Raw genomic sequence first — 16,512 nt, 5'->3', positions numbered from 1 at the left:
CAAGTAAATCGTCGAGGAACACTATGTTTAAATCTCTTAAAGCACTGACTTTAATGCTCACCGTTAGTAGCTGTGCACTCGCTAATGCGGCTGACAATCAGCTTACACAACAAGAAAAGCAAGCTGGCTGGCAGTTGTTGTTTGACGGCAAAGATATGTCGCAGTGGCGTAGTTTTAAAAGCGAATCTTTAAATCCTGCATGGGTCGTTGAAGATGGCGCTATGACATTAACCAAAGGTGGTGGCGACCTGCTTACTAAAAAGCAGTACCAAAACTTTGAATTAAAGATCGATTGGAAAATCTCTACCAAAGGTAATAGCGGTATTTTTGTGTTGGCTGATGAAACCGGACAGATGATTTACTCTCATGCGCCTGAAATTCAAATCATCGATAACGAAGAACACCCAGATACCGAAATTGACTCGCACTTGGCTGGGTCAATTTACGATTTATTTGCAGCACCAGTTGCGGCGCACAAACCAGCAAATAGCTGGAACCATGTACGCATTAAAATGCAAGACAACCACTTACAAGTTTGGCAAAACGGTATTAGCACAACCAGCATTGTGATTGGCAGTACAACATGGAACACCCTTGTAAAAGGCAGTAAGTTTGCAACCTGGAAAAACTTTGCAACGGCTGAACAAGGTCATATCGGGCTTCAAGACCATGGTGACAAAGTGTGGTTTAAAAATATAAAAATCAAGGAGCTATAAGATGTCTGATTTTAAACATAAGGTATTAGTTGTTGGCTCTGGTGCTGGCGGTGCAATGGCCGCTTATACGCTAACCAAACTTGGCCACAAAGTGTTATTACTTGAAGCGGGTCGTAATTATGACCCGAAAACAGAAAGCCCGATGTTTCGTCGTAACAACGAAGCCCCACTTATGGGTGCAGGTAACAAAGACAAAAACTTTGGCTTTTACGATGCAACCGTTGATGGCGGCTGGAAAGTACCTGATGAGCCATATACCAGCGCCAAAGGAAGCGACTTTTATTGGTGGCGCGCACGTATGTTAGGTGGTCGAACTAACCACTGGGGCCGCTATTCATTACGCTTTAGTGAGCACGATTTTAAAGGTAAAAGCCGTGATGGTCACGGTGCCGACTGGCCATTTGAATACGCTGACTTAGCACCTTGGTACGATAAAACCGAAGAACTTGTGGGTGTATGTGGCACCAATACAGGCCATGAAGATATGCCAGATTCGTCACCGGGTATTTTACAGCCACCACCAAAGCCGCGTGTTCCTGAGCTTTTAATTGCCGCTTCTGCAAAGAAAATGGGCATTCAAGCAGTGCCTATGCACCGTGCGGTATTAACTCGCCCGAAAGATGATCGCATGGCGTGTTTTTATGCAACGCCTTGTGGCTCTGGTTGTTCAATTGGTGCTGCTTTTCAAACTACTACATCGCTATTACCTATGGCAAAAGCCACTGGTAACTTAAAAGTTATTACTGATGCCATGGTTAAATCAGTCAAAGTTGATGAGCAAGGTAAAGTCACTGGCGTAACTTATGTTGATAAACACACGGTAACCGAACATGCTATTGATGCCGATGTGGTTATTTTAGCCGCCAGCGCCTGTGAATCAGCGCGTATTTTATTAAATTCAAAGAATAAAAAGCACCCTAAAGGCCTTGCTAACTCAAGTGGCCAAGTAGGTCGAAACTTGATGGATTCGACGGGTGCATGGTTAGGTGCGCAAATTCCGGCACTTAAAGGTCGCCCACGTTATAACGAAGATGGACATACCGCTAATCACTTATTTATTCCTTGGTGGGGTCATCAAGCACAAGCTAACAATGAATTAGATTTCCCACGTGGTTATCACTTTGAAATTGGCGGTGGCTTTAGACAACCAGGCTCGGGTGTATCGGGTGATAAACAAGGCTATGGCCCTGCCCTTAAACAGCAAATTCGTGATGCATATGGCTCTTACGTTGGTTTTGCTCTGCGTGGCGAGATGTTACCGAACAAAGATACCTACATGGAAATTGACGAAAACGTTAAAGACAAATGGGGTATTCCGGTATCAAAGTTCCACTTTAAGTGGTCTGACAGAGAATTAAAGCAAATCGAACATGGTTTAAAAACTGCGAAGCAAATTCTAGAAAACATGGGGGCGACCGTTGGCGAACTCCCGCCTGCTGAAAAAGCAATTTCAAAAGGTGGCGAAATCATTCACGAAGTGGGCACCACACGAATGGGCAGCTCAAAGAAAGACTCAGTCACCAATCAATGGGGTCAAACATGGGATTGTAATAACCTATTTGTTATGGATGCCGGTGTATTTGCTTCTAACCCTCATAAAAACTGTACGCTCACCATCATGACACTGGCAATGCGTAATTCAACTTGGCTTGCTCAACAAATTGATAACGGGGTACTTTAATTATGCATCATCGTAACGAACACGACTCATATAACTATGTTTCAAACATGAGCCGCCGTGAGTCTTTAAAATGGCTTGGTCTATTAGCTGCGGGCTCAGCGGTTGGTTTAACTGCTGGCTGCACAAAAGCACTGGAAGATGACGTTGCTGTCTCTGCAAAAGAGCATTGGCCTGATTTAGATATCAAGCCTGTAACCGCTAAAGGCTATGGTCAAGATCCTAATTTGGTGATGCCACCAGAATCACCTTGGCCGCTGACCTTAACAGCAGACGAGCTTACGTTGGTAGCACTATTAGCTGATTACATTGTGCCACGCGAAGGCGCTATTCCTTCAGCCAGTGAGCTAGAAGTACCGGCAGTTATTAATGAGTGGGTGAGCGCGCCTTATGAAGGCCAACAGCGCGATAGAATTAAAATTTTAAACTCACTAGCGTGGCTTAACGATGAAGCGCAGCTTCGCTTTAAAAAGCAATTTGTTGCGCTTAACGAAAAGCAACATCGCGCGATTTTAGACGATATTGCATTTTTAAACGAGCAAACACCTGCGCAATTTCAGCGTATTGGTAAAGCCTTTTTACGCTTTAAAGAATTAGTGCTGGCAGCATTTTTCTGTACACCTGAAGGCTGTAAAGACATAGGCTACCTAGGCAATGTGCCTATTGCTGGTGATTACCCAGGGCCTTCAGATGAAGCAAAAGCCCATTTAGATCAGGTTTTAGCTGAGCTTGGTTTAAGCGAGTACGCCTATACCGATTAACTTTCCCCCTTGTGTTATTTGTAACACAGTGCAGGGGGTCAGCCCCCTGCCTTTTTAGGATTCAAGTATGTTTAAAACCCGCATTTTATTGCTCATTATTAGCCTTGTATTTAGTAGTCAGTTATTCGCAAAACTGCCCGTGAGTGTGCAACTATGGTCAGTCAAAGACACCTTAAAAAATGACTTTCATGGTACGCTTAAGTCTCTTGCCGAAATGGGGTTTGACGGCGTGGAGTTTGCCGGAGACTTTGGCCCTTATTCTGATAACCCAGCGGCCTTAAAAGCAGAGCTCAGTGAATTAGGCTTAGTTGCCAGTAGTGCCCATATAGGCTTTGATGCACTCAGTGAAAACACTATTGATAGCACCCTGCTGTTTTACAAGACTCTTGGCGTTACTACACTTTATGTACCTTGGGATGAAAGAGCATGGCACCCTGAGGGAGTTAAATCTCTAGTTAAAGAGCTTACTAAAGTCAGTGATTATGCGACCCGCTTTGATATGAAGATCGGTTTTCACAATCATAATAAAGAGTTTAATGCATTTAATAACGCTACATTTTGGGATTATATTGCCAGTAACACACCCAAGACCATGCCATTGCAGTTAGATATTGGATGGGTTAATTACGCAGCTAAAGATCCAATCTACTTTATTAAAAAGTACCCTAACCGCACGCTTGCTACGCACATTAAAGTTCGTACGATTGAGGGTAGCAACATGAGCCCGATAATCGGCGAAAACAACATTGATTGGCCTGCCATCATCGATACTTTAGAGTCGCACGGCAACACCAAGTGGTTAGTGCTTGAGCAAGAAGAATACCCAACTGGATTAACCCCACTACAAAGCGTTGCTAAATCGAAACAAAATTTAGATAAGATTTTACTTGGTTTGTAGGGTTATTTTAGGAATGAGCTCGCTTTAAAAACGTGAGCTCATGGCTTAGATTTAAAAAGTCGTTCACTCATAGCTCTATATTAAGGTTCATCTTGCCAAGAGCTACTACCTTCAGTACGTTTTGCAAAGCTTTCTGGTTTCCTAATTGGTTTATCTATGCTTTTATAGAATATCAAGATTCCAGCTCCACCTATGACGGGGAGTAACCAAACCAGAACTATTTGTGCTACTTTTTGAAAAGTTTCAAAATCATTTCTTTTATAAATTACTAAACTAATCAAAATATTGAACACTATTAGCAACCCCAAGCCTGCTAGTGCATAGTTTTCCATATCTTAATCCTATTGATGTCAAAAACATTCAGTAAAAACGACCGAACGACGGCTTAAATTGTTTGTTATACGCTTTAAAACGAACAGCTAATCGTCTTTCTTCGGTGTTTAAAGATAAATCGCCCAAATTGAAAACATAAAACTAAAAATACAATGAGAAAAATGAGCCCATTTGCCCACTCAGGCAAAAACGCCACAATCTTCGGAGCAATGAGTTTAAGAATACTAAAAACAACAATGATGAGAAGAATGAATGCAGTCCCTTTCACAAAAGCACTCCTAAATTTCCGTTCAATGCATCTGTTTATATTTTAAAAATACCAACGCCAAAAAACCAAGTTTGCTATATGGGGTAAAGTTGTATCACTTTTCCTGATCTGAATTTACATAGAAACTTGCCTCGAATGCATGTCACTTCTTAGGAATTTTTTTCAACCCCTATGAGACCGGCAAATATGAAAGAACCTCTAGAATATAATGCCAGGTTAAACGAGCAACAAGCCAACCTTTACTTTTCCTTCATTGGGGAAATTTAATAGTTGGATATTTTCAATAACAAATAGACTCTTAATTCACAGTAAAAAAACTAGCTCGCCTTTAACGGTGGAATATATTAGTAAGCTAGTAGCAATAAACGTGCAGCCAATAATTTTAGTCTGAACCTTTCCCAAATTGCCTTTGCTACTCTTTGTGTACTTACTGTTATCATCCACAGACCCATTCAGTTTCGTTGGGCCTACAGACAGAGTAAATTCAAGTTCATTCTTGCTTAGAACATAAAGCCCAATGATAAGAATCACTAGTGCCACTAAATCGTATTCGTAAACTTCCATACTTTCTTCTCTTCTTTGCGTTACTGCTAATTAAGTGCATTAATAGTTGAAACATTACACTGACAGATCAAACCCTAATTAGTAGTTGGCTATGATAAGGTTTGGAAATTTGTCTCAAAGCTCGAGATAAATTTTGATATATTTGTCGCGTGTCGTCATTATTAATAATTACACTATTTTCCGTACCAACGCCGTTTGCTAAAATACAACTTACTTTAGCCTTCATGGCTTCACCAGCTTGTTCTGCGTATTAATGTACGTAGTAAGCTCTTTCTTTCATGAAATTACAAAAACGTTCCACCGAATATTTATATTTGGTGGGGTCATCCTTCCACTTATCCACTTCCATCCGATAGTACGCACCTTCAATTTTCAACTGGCTTTGCCATATAAATTCATCAGCGACATCGATTTTTCCATCAAATAACTTCTGGAGGTCCCCGAGTGTTTTTTCCAATGATTCCTTTGAAAAGTCACTTTCTTTCAATTTATCCAAAGACTCATTATCTGATACAGGGCATACATTCTCTTGTGCGATTGATGTACTACTAAAAAAAATAATAAAAGAGAGAATAAACAATCTCATAAGTACACCTTTATGCATAGCACCACAATATGGCGCGTTTTAAGTATGGCAAAAATAGCGAAGAACGAGTGTTAGCCAAATATCAAACGTCCAGTTACTAATTTTATATATTTCTATTTCAACACTTTAGGCGGTAAATAAATAGTAAATTCATTAATAGGTTCAATAAGTACACTATGCGCAACTTGCTGCTCTTCAATAGTTACTAACCCTGTTTTGCTTAACAAACCAAAATTTGCGGATACAAGATTTGCTGAAGAAACCTCTAATTGCTTGTGCCATACTCGATAAGTTCCTAGCTTGCCATCTCGACGATGATAAAACCCAGCTAATGGATGGGTTAAATAGACGAGCCCCGTTTCTGTATCAGGAAAACCAGCTAAATCTATAGTTGTTCCCTGTTTTTGAGATAACTCTACGCTGGCAGGAGCCCATTTAGCATCCGTGGTCATTTTGTATTTACGGTATATTTGTTGTGTTTCATCATATTCACAATCAAATTTTACTTTACCGCTATACCAAGGTAAGTCCCAACAAAATCTTGGCACCGCCAGTGTCCATGAATCTAACGTGGTACCCAAAAACCAAACGCATCGCTCATTTGTTTCTTTATCGATGATATAAATTCGGTAATTTGTTTGCCCCATAGTGAATTTAGGAAATGGGAATACCGCTGATGTAAAGTCAACATCAATAAAAGGAACGACAGATATTAAAGCTTTTTCTTGACCATTAATTGTTAAAGTATCAAGTTTAAATCGATTTGGAAAAATCCCACAAAACCTCGAAGGTTCTACAGCGTAAGTGATAATCGCAAAATGTTGTAACTTACATAGAACATCAATCCCCTTTGGAGAAGGTCTTGGGTGAAGAAAGTCTTTTAACTTTAGTGATTCCAATGCTGAATCTTCCTTAAAATTTAACGCCCATATGAAGGCGAATACTGCTGTGAAGCGAAGAGGAACCTAATCTAGCGCTAGCAATTCAGTCACTTAAAACGATTTATATCAAACTCACTGAGTTATGCACTATATTTAACTAATAGAATAGCTACTCATTTTTGGACCTTGATTCACTTCCTTTCCCCTGCACATAACGTTTTAACTTGTTAGTTTTCCATGTCAATTTCAACAATTTTAGCCTTTGGAAATAATCGTTTAGCCTCGTTAAACACAGAATTCCTGTTCAGGGGGTGTACTGTGATATCGATTGCATTATTTGAGTAAGTGAACAAAGAAAGACAGCCTGCTTTCTGAATCTTCACAATATCCTGCTTTTTAATCAATTGCCCTTTGGTGTTAAAAAAGCGAGCGTTCGCACCTGCCCTCACTTTTACGGCATCACCTAAATCAACGAACGTTCTCTGCGCCTTATCCATAAAGTTAATAGGTATCAAAGATTCCAATTTTACGACCAAAACAAAGAATATTATTGAGCCGATGATTAATGCCAACGTGTAGATAAAGCCTCCAATAATAAAACATTTTATAGTGAACGAATTTCGTAGTCTTCTGCCGTAGTACGGCCCGTTTTTCTGAATAAGATATTACTACCAGAGTCATTAACTAATTGCTAGCTAAAATGAAAATGGACTATAGAATACTTTATCTTCAAACACATGCAGCACTAGGATTTAGATTTTCTGATGCTCTATTATATTTATTCTTATATCCAACCATTTAACTTTTAATATCTCATTCAATTTCAACAAGCTAAATAAATTACAATGCAAAAAATAATAATAAAACATTAAAAACAGCGTTTACTTTCATTTGTTCGGCAGATTGTTTTATCTAAGTAGCGAAGTACTATATTAAAAAAGCCTCTCAGGGACTGAGAATGAAAGTATTGAATTTAAGGAAGAGTTCAGAGAAAAGCACACTTGCGATCCTCGTGACTTTAGCCGTCTTAACATTGTCTATTCTAAAAGCGACATCCCAAAAGCATCCACTTTATGACCTGCTTTTGCTGGCTTTTATGCTTACATCGTTAATAATTATTTTATTGGTATTGAGCAGTAAAAATGAGCTGACTATATGTCGACACGGTATTTTTTATAGCTCAGCGTTTGGAAATGTTCATATTGAACCAAACAAAACTAAACTAATTAAACAATACTCTAAATATGGTTTTAATTGTGTGGTAATCATTGGTCATGGCTACTTTATATTCGCGCCATTTTATTATTTAACGTCGAAACAAAAACAACGATTAAAACGATATGATAATAACTTACTGCATTGGCTAGAGGTTACGCGTAAACGCAGTAAGTTTCAGGGCTTTTAGTACGAATACAAAGCATACAAAAGCCCTTTAAAAAGTTAGTTACTTAATTTTGCCACTCTTTAAGTACGTCTTTCACATATTCATAGCGCCATGAATTGAATAGATCTGGCTTTGATGCGGCTTTACGCTCATCGGCATCGAGCTTCCAGTTCCAGCTGATCAGTTGGTTAATCTGTTTTTTAGAGGCCAATACATCTTCAGGAATACCCTGCTCTTTTGCAGCTTTGGTAATTTTTTGTTTAATATCTTTAGCCGCTTTTTTGTATGCCGGAAAATCAATTAAACGTTTTAATTGTGCAGGTTGTTCGCTATCAGGAACGGCTTTACCACGCTCAATACATTTTAAAATTTCAACACCCGAACGGTTCACTTCCATTGGCTCAACACCCGGTACTCTGCGTAACGCATTTAGACTTGCAGGCTTACGCTTAGCAATTTCAACCATGTTATGCTCTTTTACCACAAAGTTAAGCGCGAGGTTTTTGCGCTCTGCCTTTTCACGGCGCCATGCGGCAAGTTCGCGTAATACTGCTAAGTCGTGCGGTCGTAATTGCCAAGCATTTTTAATGTCTTTATAAAGCTGCTCTGCTGGTGGTTGGTAAGCACGTTTTTGCGCGACTAACTCGCTTTCGCTGATCACGATGTCAAAAAAGCCAGCTTCATCAATTTGTTTTTTAATGATTTCAAAACAAGGCAGTAAGTGGTACGTATCGGCAGCGGCATAATCTAGCTGCTTTTCTGTGAGTGGGCGCTGTAGCCAGTTAGTGCGTGATTCGCTTTTATCAATTTCGATATCAAGCAACTCTTTAACCATGTGGGCAAAGCCCATGCAGTTACCATGGCCTAATATTTGTAGAGCAAATTGGGTATCAAACAGCGGTGTTGGTACAAAGCCAGCGTATTTTTGAAACACTTCAATATCTTCTGACGGTGAATGCAGTACCTTTAACACCTCAGGGTTTTTAAGTACTTGCCAAAAATCAAAAAGCGACAACTCAGCCAGAGGGTCGATTAACGCTAAATGCTCACCATCGTATACTTGAATAAGTGCAACTTCAGGGTAAAGCGTACGACGACGCATAAACTCGGTATCAATCGCCAGTACCGGTTTTCCTGTTATTTTTTCTACAAAATCATTTAATTGATTTTGCGTTTCGATCAGTTGATATTGCACTTATACCCCTTTCTTTACCATAAATAAGCCGGCTAATGCCGGCTTTAATTATTTTTCTTCGTCCTTTAAGGCTCTTCTTAGAATCTTACCAACGTTTGTTTTTGGTAGTTCATCTCTAAACTCAACGAGTTTAGGCACCTTATAGTTCGTTAAATTATCACGACAGTGCTTTATTATATCTTTTTCAGTTAAAGATTGATCTTTTTTCACGACAAAAACTTTAACTTGTTCGCCACTGACCTCATGAGGGATACCGATTGCCGCTACTTCAAGCACGCCATCGTGCATAGCAACAACTTCTTCGATCTCATTTGGGAACACATTGAAGCCAGATACGATAATCATGTCTTTCTTACGATCAACAATATAGAAGAAACCTTCATCATCGTAAGTTGCAATATCACCTGTTGCAAACCAACCGTCTTTTAAGCACTCGGCTGTTGCATCTGGGCGGTTATAGTAACCTTGCATAACTTGTGGGCCTTTAACCCAAAGCTCGCCTGGCTCACCTTTCGCTGCTTCTTCACCATTTTCAAGCATAAGCTTAATGTCAGTGCTTGGAGCAGGTAAACCAATTGAACCATTATAACCTTCAAGGTCGTAAGGGCTAACAGTTACAAGTGGTGCACACTCAGTTAAGCCATAACCTTCCATTAATTTGGTTTTTGTTACAGCTTGCCATTTTTCAGCAACTGGACGCTGTACTGCCATACCACCGCCAAGTGACATTTTTAGGCTTGAAAAATCAAGTTCAGCAAAACCTGGGGTATTTAGTAAACCGTTAAATAGCGTATTTACACCCGTTACCGCAGTAAATTTGTGTTGTGCTAACTCTTTTACAAAGCCCGGCATATCACGAGGATTAGTAATAAGTACGTTTAAACCACCGTATTTCATAAATGTTAGGCAGTTCGCTGTCAGAGCAAAGATGTGATAAAGCGGCAGTGCCGTAATAACCACTTCTTTTCCGCGATCTAACACGTTATCTAGACAACCTGATACTTGTTCAAGGTTACCAACCATGTTGCCATGCGATAGCATTGCACCTTTAGATACACCGGTTGTACCACCTGTGTATTGCAAGAATGCTAAGTCGTTTAAATCAACATCTGGCTTTTTATAGCTCGCTTCGTTACCAGCAAGTGTATCGGCAAATTTGATTACATTTGGCAATGAGTAGCTAGGCACCATTTTCTTAACGTGCTTAACCACAAAGTTAACGATGTGCTTTTTAAGGCCGCCCACCATATCACCCACTTGGGTAACCACAATGTGCTTAACGTTGGTTTTTGGTAATGCTTTTTCTAGGGTATCGGCAAAGTTAGCAAGAATGAAAATTGCTGATGACTCTGAGTCATTTAACTGATGCTCTAATTCACGCACGGTGTAAAGTGGGTTTACGTTTACCACTACACAGCCTGCACGAAGAATACCTAAAATAGTCACAGGCGTTTGCAGTAGATTCGGCATCATCACCGCTACTTTATCGCCTTTTTTCAGACCAAGATCATTTTGAATGTACGACGCAACACGTTTTGTAGCACTGTCTAACTCACTATAGGTCAACACTTTACCCATGTTGGTAAAGGCTGGAAGGTCACTATAGTCAGCAAAACTTTTTTCAAACAAGTCGAGTAGCGAGTGATAATGCTCAGGGTCGATTGTTTCAGGCATACCTTCTGGGTAGCGTTTAAGCCAGATTTTTTCCACTCTTAGCTCCTGTTTATAATTATATTTTTTAATAACCTTAATCTAACTAAGGCCGTTTCTCAATGGAGTAAATACTCTAATGGTGCAGATAATCCCACATTTGGTGCAATTATACAATTAACTTGCTTTATACTGCCCAATAAATGCATGAATGTGCTCTAAGGTTAATGCAGGACTTTGCATATGGCAATGGTGACCTCCAGGTATCTCATAAATTTTTAACTCCTTGTAATATTTACCATATGCCTCTAGGTTATCCCTAACGAAAGGGTAACCCTTATCCCCTAAGATAAGCTGACATGGTGCGTTAATTTGTTTGATGGTTGCAATACATTGCGCCTCATCAAAGCGAAATCCTGAGTGATTTTTAAGCTTAGGATCGGTTGTTAAATACCACTTACCTGCTTTTTCGTAACTATTTCGTTTCATTAATAGCTCTGCTTGTGGGTATTCAAGGTCGCCACTTGCAAGCCTTGCACTAATAATGTGCGCTATTGAGTCAAATGCACGAGGGCCTTTGCTGTTTACCCGCGCTCTATTTAATATCGCTTTACGAAGTTGGCTGCTCATTTCATTGCTGTTAGTTGTAACGCAGCCAATTCCCTCAATAAAGTTTACCGATGCCACCTTTTCAGGGAAGCAGCTCGCAAAAACGCCAGCGACCATGGCGCCCATAGAATGGCCAACTAAATGCACTTTCGTTACATCAAGCGACTCAATAAACTTATAGACGTCATCAATGTAGTCAATAAAGTAATAATGGGCGTCACTACTTCGCCAATCAGATAAACCATGGCCAGGAAAATCAAGGCAATACCAACGCTGATTTAACTGCGCGTTTTGTAACATAGGTATGTAACTATGTGCGTTATCAAGCCAACCATGTAAGGCAATCACAACCTCTTCGCCATGACCAAAGGTTAGGCCATGCATTGCCTGAGTGCCAGTTTGAAAAGAAAAAGGTTGCACAATTGCTCCTATTTATTAAGCGTTTCAACTTAAAGGCGTTTATTTATCGTCTGGCTAGTATACAATAATCCTCGCAGTATAAATAAGGGCACAATAATAAGGTTACATCAATGAAATTAAAATTAAGTCTTTTAGCATTATTATGCTCAGCAGGCTCAGTAATGGCTGAATCAGCACCAAAAAACATCATTTATATGATTGGTGATGGTATGGGCCCGGCGTACACAACTGCATATCGTTACTTTAAAGATGATCCAAATACTAAAGTTGTTGACCCAACTGTTTTCGATACTATTTTGCGTGGTATGGCACATACCTACCCTGACGATCATACCTATGTAACAGACAGCGCAGCAGGTGCAACAGCACTGAGCAGTGGTCATAAAAGTTATAATGGCGCAATTGCCGTTGATACTGATAAAAAACCAGTAAAAACCATGCTTGAGGTTGCTAAAGAGCGTGGCATGACAACAGCACTCGTAGCTACTTCGCAAATCAATCACGCTACACCAGCAAGCTTTGCTTCACACAACGAATCACGCCGTAACTACGACGAGATTGCTAACGACTATATCGATAACAAAATCGCAGGTAAATTACCGGTTGATTTAATGCTAGGTGGCGGCACGAAATATTACGTTCGTGAAGACCGTAATCTAGTGGAAGAGTTTAAAGCGGCTGGCTATCAGTACAGCGATGACTTCGCAGCAATGAATGACTTAAAGCAAGTTCCAGCACTTGGTTTATTTGCTGAAGTAGGTTTACCGTTTGCGCTTGACGAAAATCCAACGCGCCTTACGCAAATGACAACTAAAGCACTTGATTTACTTGATGGTCAAAACGACAAAGGTTTCTTTGTGATGATCGAAGGTAGCCAAATTGACTGGTGTGGTCATGCAAACGACATTGCATGTGCAATGGGCGAAATGGATGACTTTGCTAAATCGATTGAACAAGCAAAAGCGTATGTAGATAAAAACCCAGATACCCTGCTTGTTATCACTGCCGATCACTCAACAGGTGGCTTAACACTCGGTGCTCATGGTCAATATAAGTGGGAAACTGACGTTGTTAAAGGTGTTAAAGCAACAGCTGGCACTATCACAAAAGATCTACTTGAAAGCGATGACTTAAAAGCAGTATGGCAAAAGTATTCTGATATCGAGTTTACTGATGCAAACAGCATTAAGCTTAGCCAAGCTAAGAAAATGGGCGAGAAAGCGTTGCTACTTGCAGTAAAAGATATTATCAATCATGCCAGCTTCACAGGTTGGACTACTGGCGGCCACACCGCTATTGATGTACAAGTATTTGCCTATGGTAAACGTGCAGAAGATTTCTACGGTTCGCAAAACAATACTGCGATTGCCGACAAACTGATTGATTATATAAAACAGTAATTTATATTGAATACTGTCCAATCATAAAAAAAGCCTAAACATTTTGTTTAGGCTTTTTTTGTGAATTCTGTTTTAGCTTTTATTAATCATACCAGTTAGCTAAGCATATACATCAACGCCAATAAGGCTTTGCACTTCGGCGCGGCGCTCTAAGTTAGCAAATTCCGTATAGGTTGAAATAGCGCGACTGGTTTTTGGGTTGCTTGGTTTATCATAAATTGTTTGCTGATAGCTTTGCGACTCAGCTTTAAATTCATCAGCAATAGCAACAGCTTGAGGGCTTGATTTAACATACTCTGTTGACGATTTTTGCTCAGCCGTTTGGTCTGATATCGCTTTAGGCTTATCAGTAACGGTATTTTTACGGCTATATTGACCGGGAATGTCACCGGTATAAAAGCCTGAGCCAATAGGTAAAGTCAAACTCGTAATTCCACATCAAACATGACTAAATTATGTGCCATAACTGACGGGCACGCAAGTCCCGTTATTCTTTCTGTTATTCTCGGCCTGGTAGCTTTTTCCAAGTCACTGTATCACGAACATATTTAGGCTGCGCATTGGCTGCAGTCACCGTATCACCGTGAGCATAAGCAGTGGCAACCGAGGCCAGCATGTACTTCGCATCAGGTAGTAAAATGTTTTCATTTAAACTTACATTTGCTAGTTCTGTAACAAGTGCAGGATAGGTCTGCCAACCCGTACCCACCGCTGCCGCCGTTGTTTCAGGTAACGTTAGCAACTCAGGTTTAATGACTTGCTCTTCATCAACAAGCGTCATTAAGCCATTATCATCAGCTTTATAATGAGCGTAATAAATCTCACCCATACGTGCATCAATGGCAGAAAACACATCGCTGGCTTGGTCTTGTTCAAACGCTTGTTGCGCCATCATCTGCAATGTTGATACGCCAACCAAAGGTATGCGTGCGGCATAAGCTAAACCTTGTGCAATCGCAACACTAATACGCACGCCCGTAAAGCTACCCGGTCCTTGGCCAAAACCAATTACATCTAAATCGGTTAGTTTACATTGCGCCTTTGCGAGTAACTCATCAATTAAAGGCAAAATCTTTTGGCTGTGCTGCTGAGGGCACTCTTCAAAATGATGAAATGTTTGCCCTTGATAATGTAGCACCAGCGATAAAGCTTCAGTTGATGCATCTAAGGCAAGAATATTGTGTTTAATCATCTAAGTTACTCTAATTGATCTGTTCTAAAAACGCGTTTGCCATTGCTAAGTCGCGCGTGCGGCGCATGGGTGGCAAACTTTTTAAAAATACTTGGCCGTAATGGCGTGTTACTAGGCGGTTATCGCAAATAACCAGTACACCTTTATCTTTACTATCGCGAATAAGTCGCCCTACCCCTTGCTTTAATGCAATGACCGCTTGAGGTAATTGAATGTGTGCAAATGGGTCTTTGCCTTGTAACTGGCAATCTTGCATTTTTGCTTGCAATAATGGGTCATCAGGTGCGGCAAACGGCAATTTATCAATGATAACACAACTTAATGTGCTGCCTCTAACATCTACGCCTTCCCAAAATGAGGCTGTGCCGAGTAAAACGGCATTACCGTGACGGGTAAACTTCTCAAGGATAATGCGTTTAGACATTTGCCCTTGCATATAAACCGGATAATCCATTTGTGTGGTTAAACCTTCCGCCACTAAATGCATCATACGATAGCTAGTAAAGAGCACAAAGCAGCGACCTTTTGCTGATTTAATCAACTCAAGGGTCAGCTTGATAATAGCATGAGGCATATTATTCGCATGAGACTCAGGTAAGTAACGCGGTAAGCAAAGTAGCGCTTGTTGTTGATAATCAAATGGACTTTCAACAATCATGCTTTGGGTTGGCTTTAAGCCAAGGCTAGCGTTAAAGTGTTCTAATTCGTTATCGACCGATAAAGTCGCCGATGTAAACACAAAACCTGCTCCTGTGTCTTTCATCATCTGAGCGAATTTAGCCGATACATTGAGTGGTGTAATGTTTACCGTTAGGTATCGGCGAGTGGTTTCGTACCAATAACTATAGCCCGTTTGTGCGGTATCAAATACCCGCTCTAACTGACCTTTAAAGGCCAATGTACGCTCAAACGGATGCTCTATTTTTTCACTACGGTCTAAGCATAACTTTAATACTTGATATAAAAAGTCGAGGTCGCTAATGACCCGGTGCAGTGCTGCACAAATATCTTTATCAGTCAGCTTTTCACGCCAATCACCTCGGCTACCATCAACCCCAAACTGCAAGCGTAAATCTGCCACGCTGGTTTCTAACTTGTTGAGGGTTTTACCTAATTGCAGCATATCAGGGATATCGGCACGGTAAATTGCTCGTAAGTCATTAATTAAATCCACCAGCTTTTTGGTGCTAACACTTTCACCAAAATAGTCACTGGCAATTTCACTGAGCTGATGAGCCTCATCAAAAATATAGGCGTCTGCCGTAGGCATTAATTCAGCAAAGCCTGTGTCTTTTACAGCCATATCTGCAAAGAATAAATGATGGTTGATCACCACCACGTCAGCTTCCATGGCATTTAAGCGGGCTTTACGAATATAGCAATCTTGAAAATCGGGGCACTCTTTACCTAAACAGTTATCAGCGGTTGAGCTAACATAAGGCAGTACTTTGGCGTCTTCTTCTATGCCAATACAATCTGCTAAATCGCCTGAACGGGTTTCACTGGCAAACTTTGCCACCATCGCGAGTTGATGCATTACATCAGGATCATCTGTTGGAACATGCTCAACATGCTGACTTAAGCGATAGGTACACAAATAATTCGCGCGTCCTTTCAAAAGGGCGACTTTTTTAGTGGCGCTCAGTGCTTTGACTAAGTTGGGTAAATCACGGTGAAACAACTGCTCTTGTAGTGCTTTTGAACCCGTTGAGATGATGGTTTTGCCTTTTGATTTTAACGCAGGCGCTAAGTAAGCATAGGTTTTACCCGTGCCTGTGCCCGCCTCAACCACTAATTGGTGACGTTTTTTTAAGGCATCGTCAACTGCAACAGCCATGTCAATTTGTGGCTGCCGAGGAGTATATCCATCAAGAGAAAGTGCAAGGGGGCCAGTGGCACTGAAAAGTTGTTTGATAAACTTCGCCAATAGATTAAAAGTGATGGGCAGATTTTACGTAACTGACTTGCCAAGGGCAA

At 40.6% G+C, this 16,512-nt stretch carries 16 protein-coding genes; 6 read left to right on the top strand and 10 right to left on the bottom strand.

The genetic code is table 11. The annotated features are described in order from the left end of the window. Window positions 1–23 precede the first annotated feature (23 nt). The 4 genes from J8Z28_RS21100 to J8Z28_RS21085 all read left to right on the top strand — a co-directional run bounded on the left by J8Z28_RS21100 (window position 24) and on the right by J8Z28_RS21085 (window position 4,053). Window positions 24–716, top strand: a complete 693-nt coding sequence (locus tag J8Z28_RS21100) for a 3-keto-disaccharide hydrolase (RefSeq protein WP_250660571.1) — start codon at window positions 24–26, stop codon at window positions 714–716. Window position 717: 1 nt separating this feature from the next. Continuing rightward, complete coding sequence (locus J8Z28_RS21095; protein ID WP_250660570.1) at window positions 718–2,397, top strand: GMC family oxidoreductase; 1,680 nt, start codon at window positions 718–720, stop codon at window positions 2,395–2,397. A 2-nt stretch (window positions 2,398–2,399) separates the two neighbouring features. Further along, window positions 2,400–3,155, top strand: coding sequence for a gluconate 2-dehydrogenase subunit 3 family protein (locus J8Z28_RS21090; RefSeq protein ID WP_250660569.1), 756 nt, complete (start codon window positions 2,400–2,402; stop codon window positions 3,153–3,155). A 67-nt stretch (window positions 3,156–3,222) separates the two neighbouring features. Then, window positions 3,223–4,053, top strand: coding sequence for a sugar phosphate isomerase/epimerase family protein (locus J8Z28_RS21085; protein WP_250660568.1), 831 nt, complete (start codon window positions 3,223–3,225; stop codon window positions 4,051–4,053). A gap of 80 nt (window positions 4,054–4,133) precedes the next feature. Here the strand turns inward: J8Z28_RS21085 and J8Z28_RS21080 are convergent, their stop codons facing one another. The 4 genes from J8Z28_RS21080 to J8Z28_RS21065 all read right to left on the bottom strand — a co-directional run bounded on the left by J8Z28_RS21080 (window position 4,134) and on the right by J8Z28_RS21065 (window position 7,257). Beyond that, window positions 4,134–4,385: a hypothetical protein gene (locus J8Z28_RS21080; RefSeq protein WP_130167606.1), complete on the bottom strand. Its 252-nt coding sequence runs from the start codon at window positions 4,383–4,385 to the stop codon at window positions 4,134–4,136. A gap of 1,083 nt (window positions 4,386–5,468) precedes the next feature. After that, window positions 5,469–5,804 (bottom strand): hypothetical protein, encoded by a 336-nt coding sequence (locus J8Z28_RS21075; protein ID WP_250660567.1) that lies wholly within the window; start codon window positions 5,802–5,804, stop codon window positions 5,469–5,471. A gap of 113 nt (window positions 5,805–5,917) precedes the next feature. Continuing rightward, the gene (locus tag J8Z28_RS21070) at window positions 5,918–6,703 is read right to left on the bottom strand and encodes a DUF2071 domain-containing protein (RefSeq protein ID WP_250660566.1); all 786 of its coding nucleotides are present in this window, start codon (window positions 6,701–6,703) and stop codon (window positions 5,918–5,920) included. A gap of 209 nt (window positions 6,704–6,912) precedes the next feature. Continuing rightward, window positions 6,913–7,257, bottom strand: a complete 345-nt coding sequence (locus tag J8Z28_RS21065; protein WP_250660565.1) for a hypothetical protein — start codon at window positions 7,255–7,257, stop codon at window positions 6,913–6,915. Between the two features lie 386 nt (window positions 7,258–7,643). Between J8Z28_RS21065 and J8Z28_RS21060 the strand changes: the two genes are divergently transcribed. Next, window positions 7,644–8,090 (top strand): hypothetical protein, encoded by a 447-nt coding sequence (locus J8Z28_RS21060; RefSeq protein ID WP_062565639.1) that lies wholly within the window; start codon window positions 7,644–7,646, stop codon window positions 8,088–8,090. 43 nt (window positions 8,091–8,133) lie between these two features. Here the strand turns inward: J8Z28_RS21060 and rnd are convergent, their stop codons facing one another. The 3 genes from rnd to J8Z28_RS21045 all read right to left on the bottom strand — a co-directional run bounded on the left by rnd (window position 8,134) and on the right by J8Z28_RS21045 (window position 11,943). After that, the gene (rnd, locus tag J8Z28_RS21055; protein WP_250660564.1) at window positions 8,134–9,264 is read right to left on the bottom strand and encodes a ribonuclease D; all 1,131 of its coding nucleotides are present in this window, start codon (window positions 9,262–9,264) and stop codon (window positions 8,134–8,136) included. 48 nt (window positions 9,265–9,312) lie between these two features. After that, window positions 9,313–10,974 (bottom strand): long-chain-fatty-acid--CoA ligase FadD, encoded by a 1,662-nt coding sequence (fadD, locus tag J8Z28_RS21050; protein WP_062565641.1) that lies wholly within the window; start codon window positions 10,972–10,974, stop codon window positions 9,313–9,315. A 117-nt stretch (window positions 10,975–11,091) separates the two neighbouring features. Continuing rightward, window positions 11,092–11,943: an alpha/beta fold hydrolase gene (locus J8Z28_RS21045; RefSeq protein WP_250660563.1), complete on the bottom strand. Its 852-nt coding sequence runs from the start codon at window positions 11,941–11,943 to the stop codon at window positions 11,092–11,094. Window positions 11,944–12,053: 110 nt separating this feature from the next. Here J8Z28_RS21045 and J8Z28_RS21040 point away from each other — a divergent pair, with 110 nt between their 5' ends. Beyond that, window positions 12,054–13,343, top strand: coding sequence for an alkaline phosphatase (locus tag J8Z28_RS21040; RefSeq protein ID WP_250660562.1), 1,290 nt, complete (start codon window positions 12,054–12,056; stop codon window positions 13,341–13,343). 99 nt (window positions 13,344–13,442) lie between these two features. On the opposite strand, the gene J8Z28_RS21035 is transcribed toward J8Z28_RS21040, so the two are convergent. The 3 genes from J8Z28_RS21035 to yoaA form a co-directional block, all read right to left on the bottom strand. Then, entirely contained in the window at window positions 13,443–13,766 is a 324-nt protein-coding gene (locus J8Z28_RS21035) for a hypothetical protein (RefSeq protein WP_062565644.1), read from the bottom strand. 76 nt (window positions 13,767–13,842) lie between these two features. Next, window positions 13,843–14,535 carry a tRNA (adenosine(37)-N6)-threonylcarbamoyltransferase complex dimerization subunit type 1 TsaB gene (gene tsaB / locus J8Z28_RS21030; protein ID WP_250660561.1) on the bottom strand — a complete coding sequence of 231 codons (693 nt, stop codon included), beginning with the start codon at window positions 14,533–14,535 and terminating at the stop codon, window positions 13,843–13,845. Between the two features lie 10 nt (window positions 14,536–14,545). After that, window positions 14,546–16,462 carry a DNA repair helicase YoaA gene (yoaA, locus tag J8Z28_RS21025; RefSeq protein ID WP_250660560.1) on the bottom strand — a complete coding sequence of 639 codons (1,917 nt, stop codon included), beginning with the start codon at window positions 16,460–16,462 and terminating at the stop codon, window positions 14,546–14,548. Window positions 16,463–16,512 lie beyond the last annotated feature (50 nt).

Source organism: Pseudoalteromonas sp. SCSIO 43088, assembly GCF_023650795.1.
In the GTDB taxonomy this organism is placed as follows: domain Bacteria; phylum Pseudomonadota; class Gammaproteobacteria; order Enterobacterales; family Alteromonadaceae; genus Pseudoalteromonas; species Pseudoalteromonas shioyasakiensis.
Note: the sequence above shows the minus strand (reverse complement) of the source record. Positions and strands in the feature narration are given on the sequence as shown.

What these genes read in the sequence shown, in the direction of transcription:
- J8Z28_RS21075 (WP_250660567.1), bottom strand. Translation starts at nt 5,804, where the DNA reads ATGAGATTGTTTATTCTCTCTTTTATTATTTTTTTTAGTAGTACATCA.
- J8Z28_RS21080 (WP_130167606.1), bottom strand. Translation starts at nt 4,385, where the DNA reads ATGGAAAACTATGCACTAGCAGGCTTGGGGTTGCTAATAGTGTTCAAT.
- J8Z28_RS21085 (WP_250660568.1), top strand. Translation starts at nt 3,223, where the DNA reads ATGTTTAAAACCCGCATTTTATTGCTCATTATTAGCCTTGTATTTAGT.
- J8Z28_RS21060 (WP_062565639.1), top strand. Translation starts at nt 7,644, where the DNA reads ATGAAAGTATTGAATTTAAGGAAGAGTTCAGAGAAAAGCACACTTGCG.
- J8Z28_RS21040 (WP_250660562.1), top strand. Translation starts at nt 12,054, where the DNA reads ATGAAATTAAAATTAAGTCTTTTAGCATTATTATGCTCAGCAGGCTCA.
- J8Z28_RS21090 (WP_250660569.1), top strand. Translation starts at nt 2,400, where the DNA reads ATGCATCATCGTAACGAACACGACTCATATAACTATGTTTCAAACATG.
- tsaB (WP_250660561.1), bottom strand. Translation starts at nt 14,535, where the DNA reads ATGATTAAACACAATATTCTTGCCTTAGATGCATCAACTGAAGCTTTA.
- J8Z28_RS21100 (WP_250660571.1), top strand. Translation starts at nt 24, where the DNA reads ATGTTTAAATCTCTTAAAGCACTGACTTTAATGCTCACCGTTAGTAGC.
- J8Z28_RS21095 (WP_250660570.1), top strand. Translation starts at nt 718, where the DNA reads ATGTCTGATTTTAAACATAAGGTATTAGTTGTTGGCTCTGGTGCTGGC.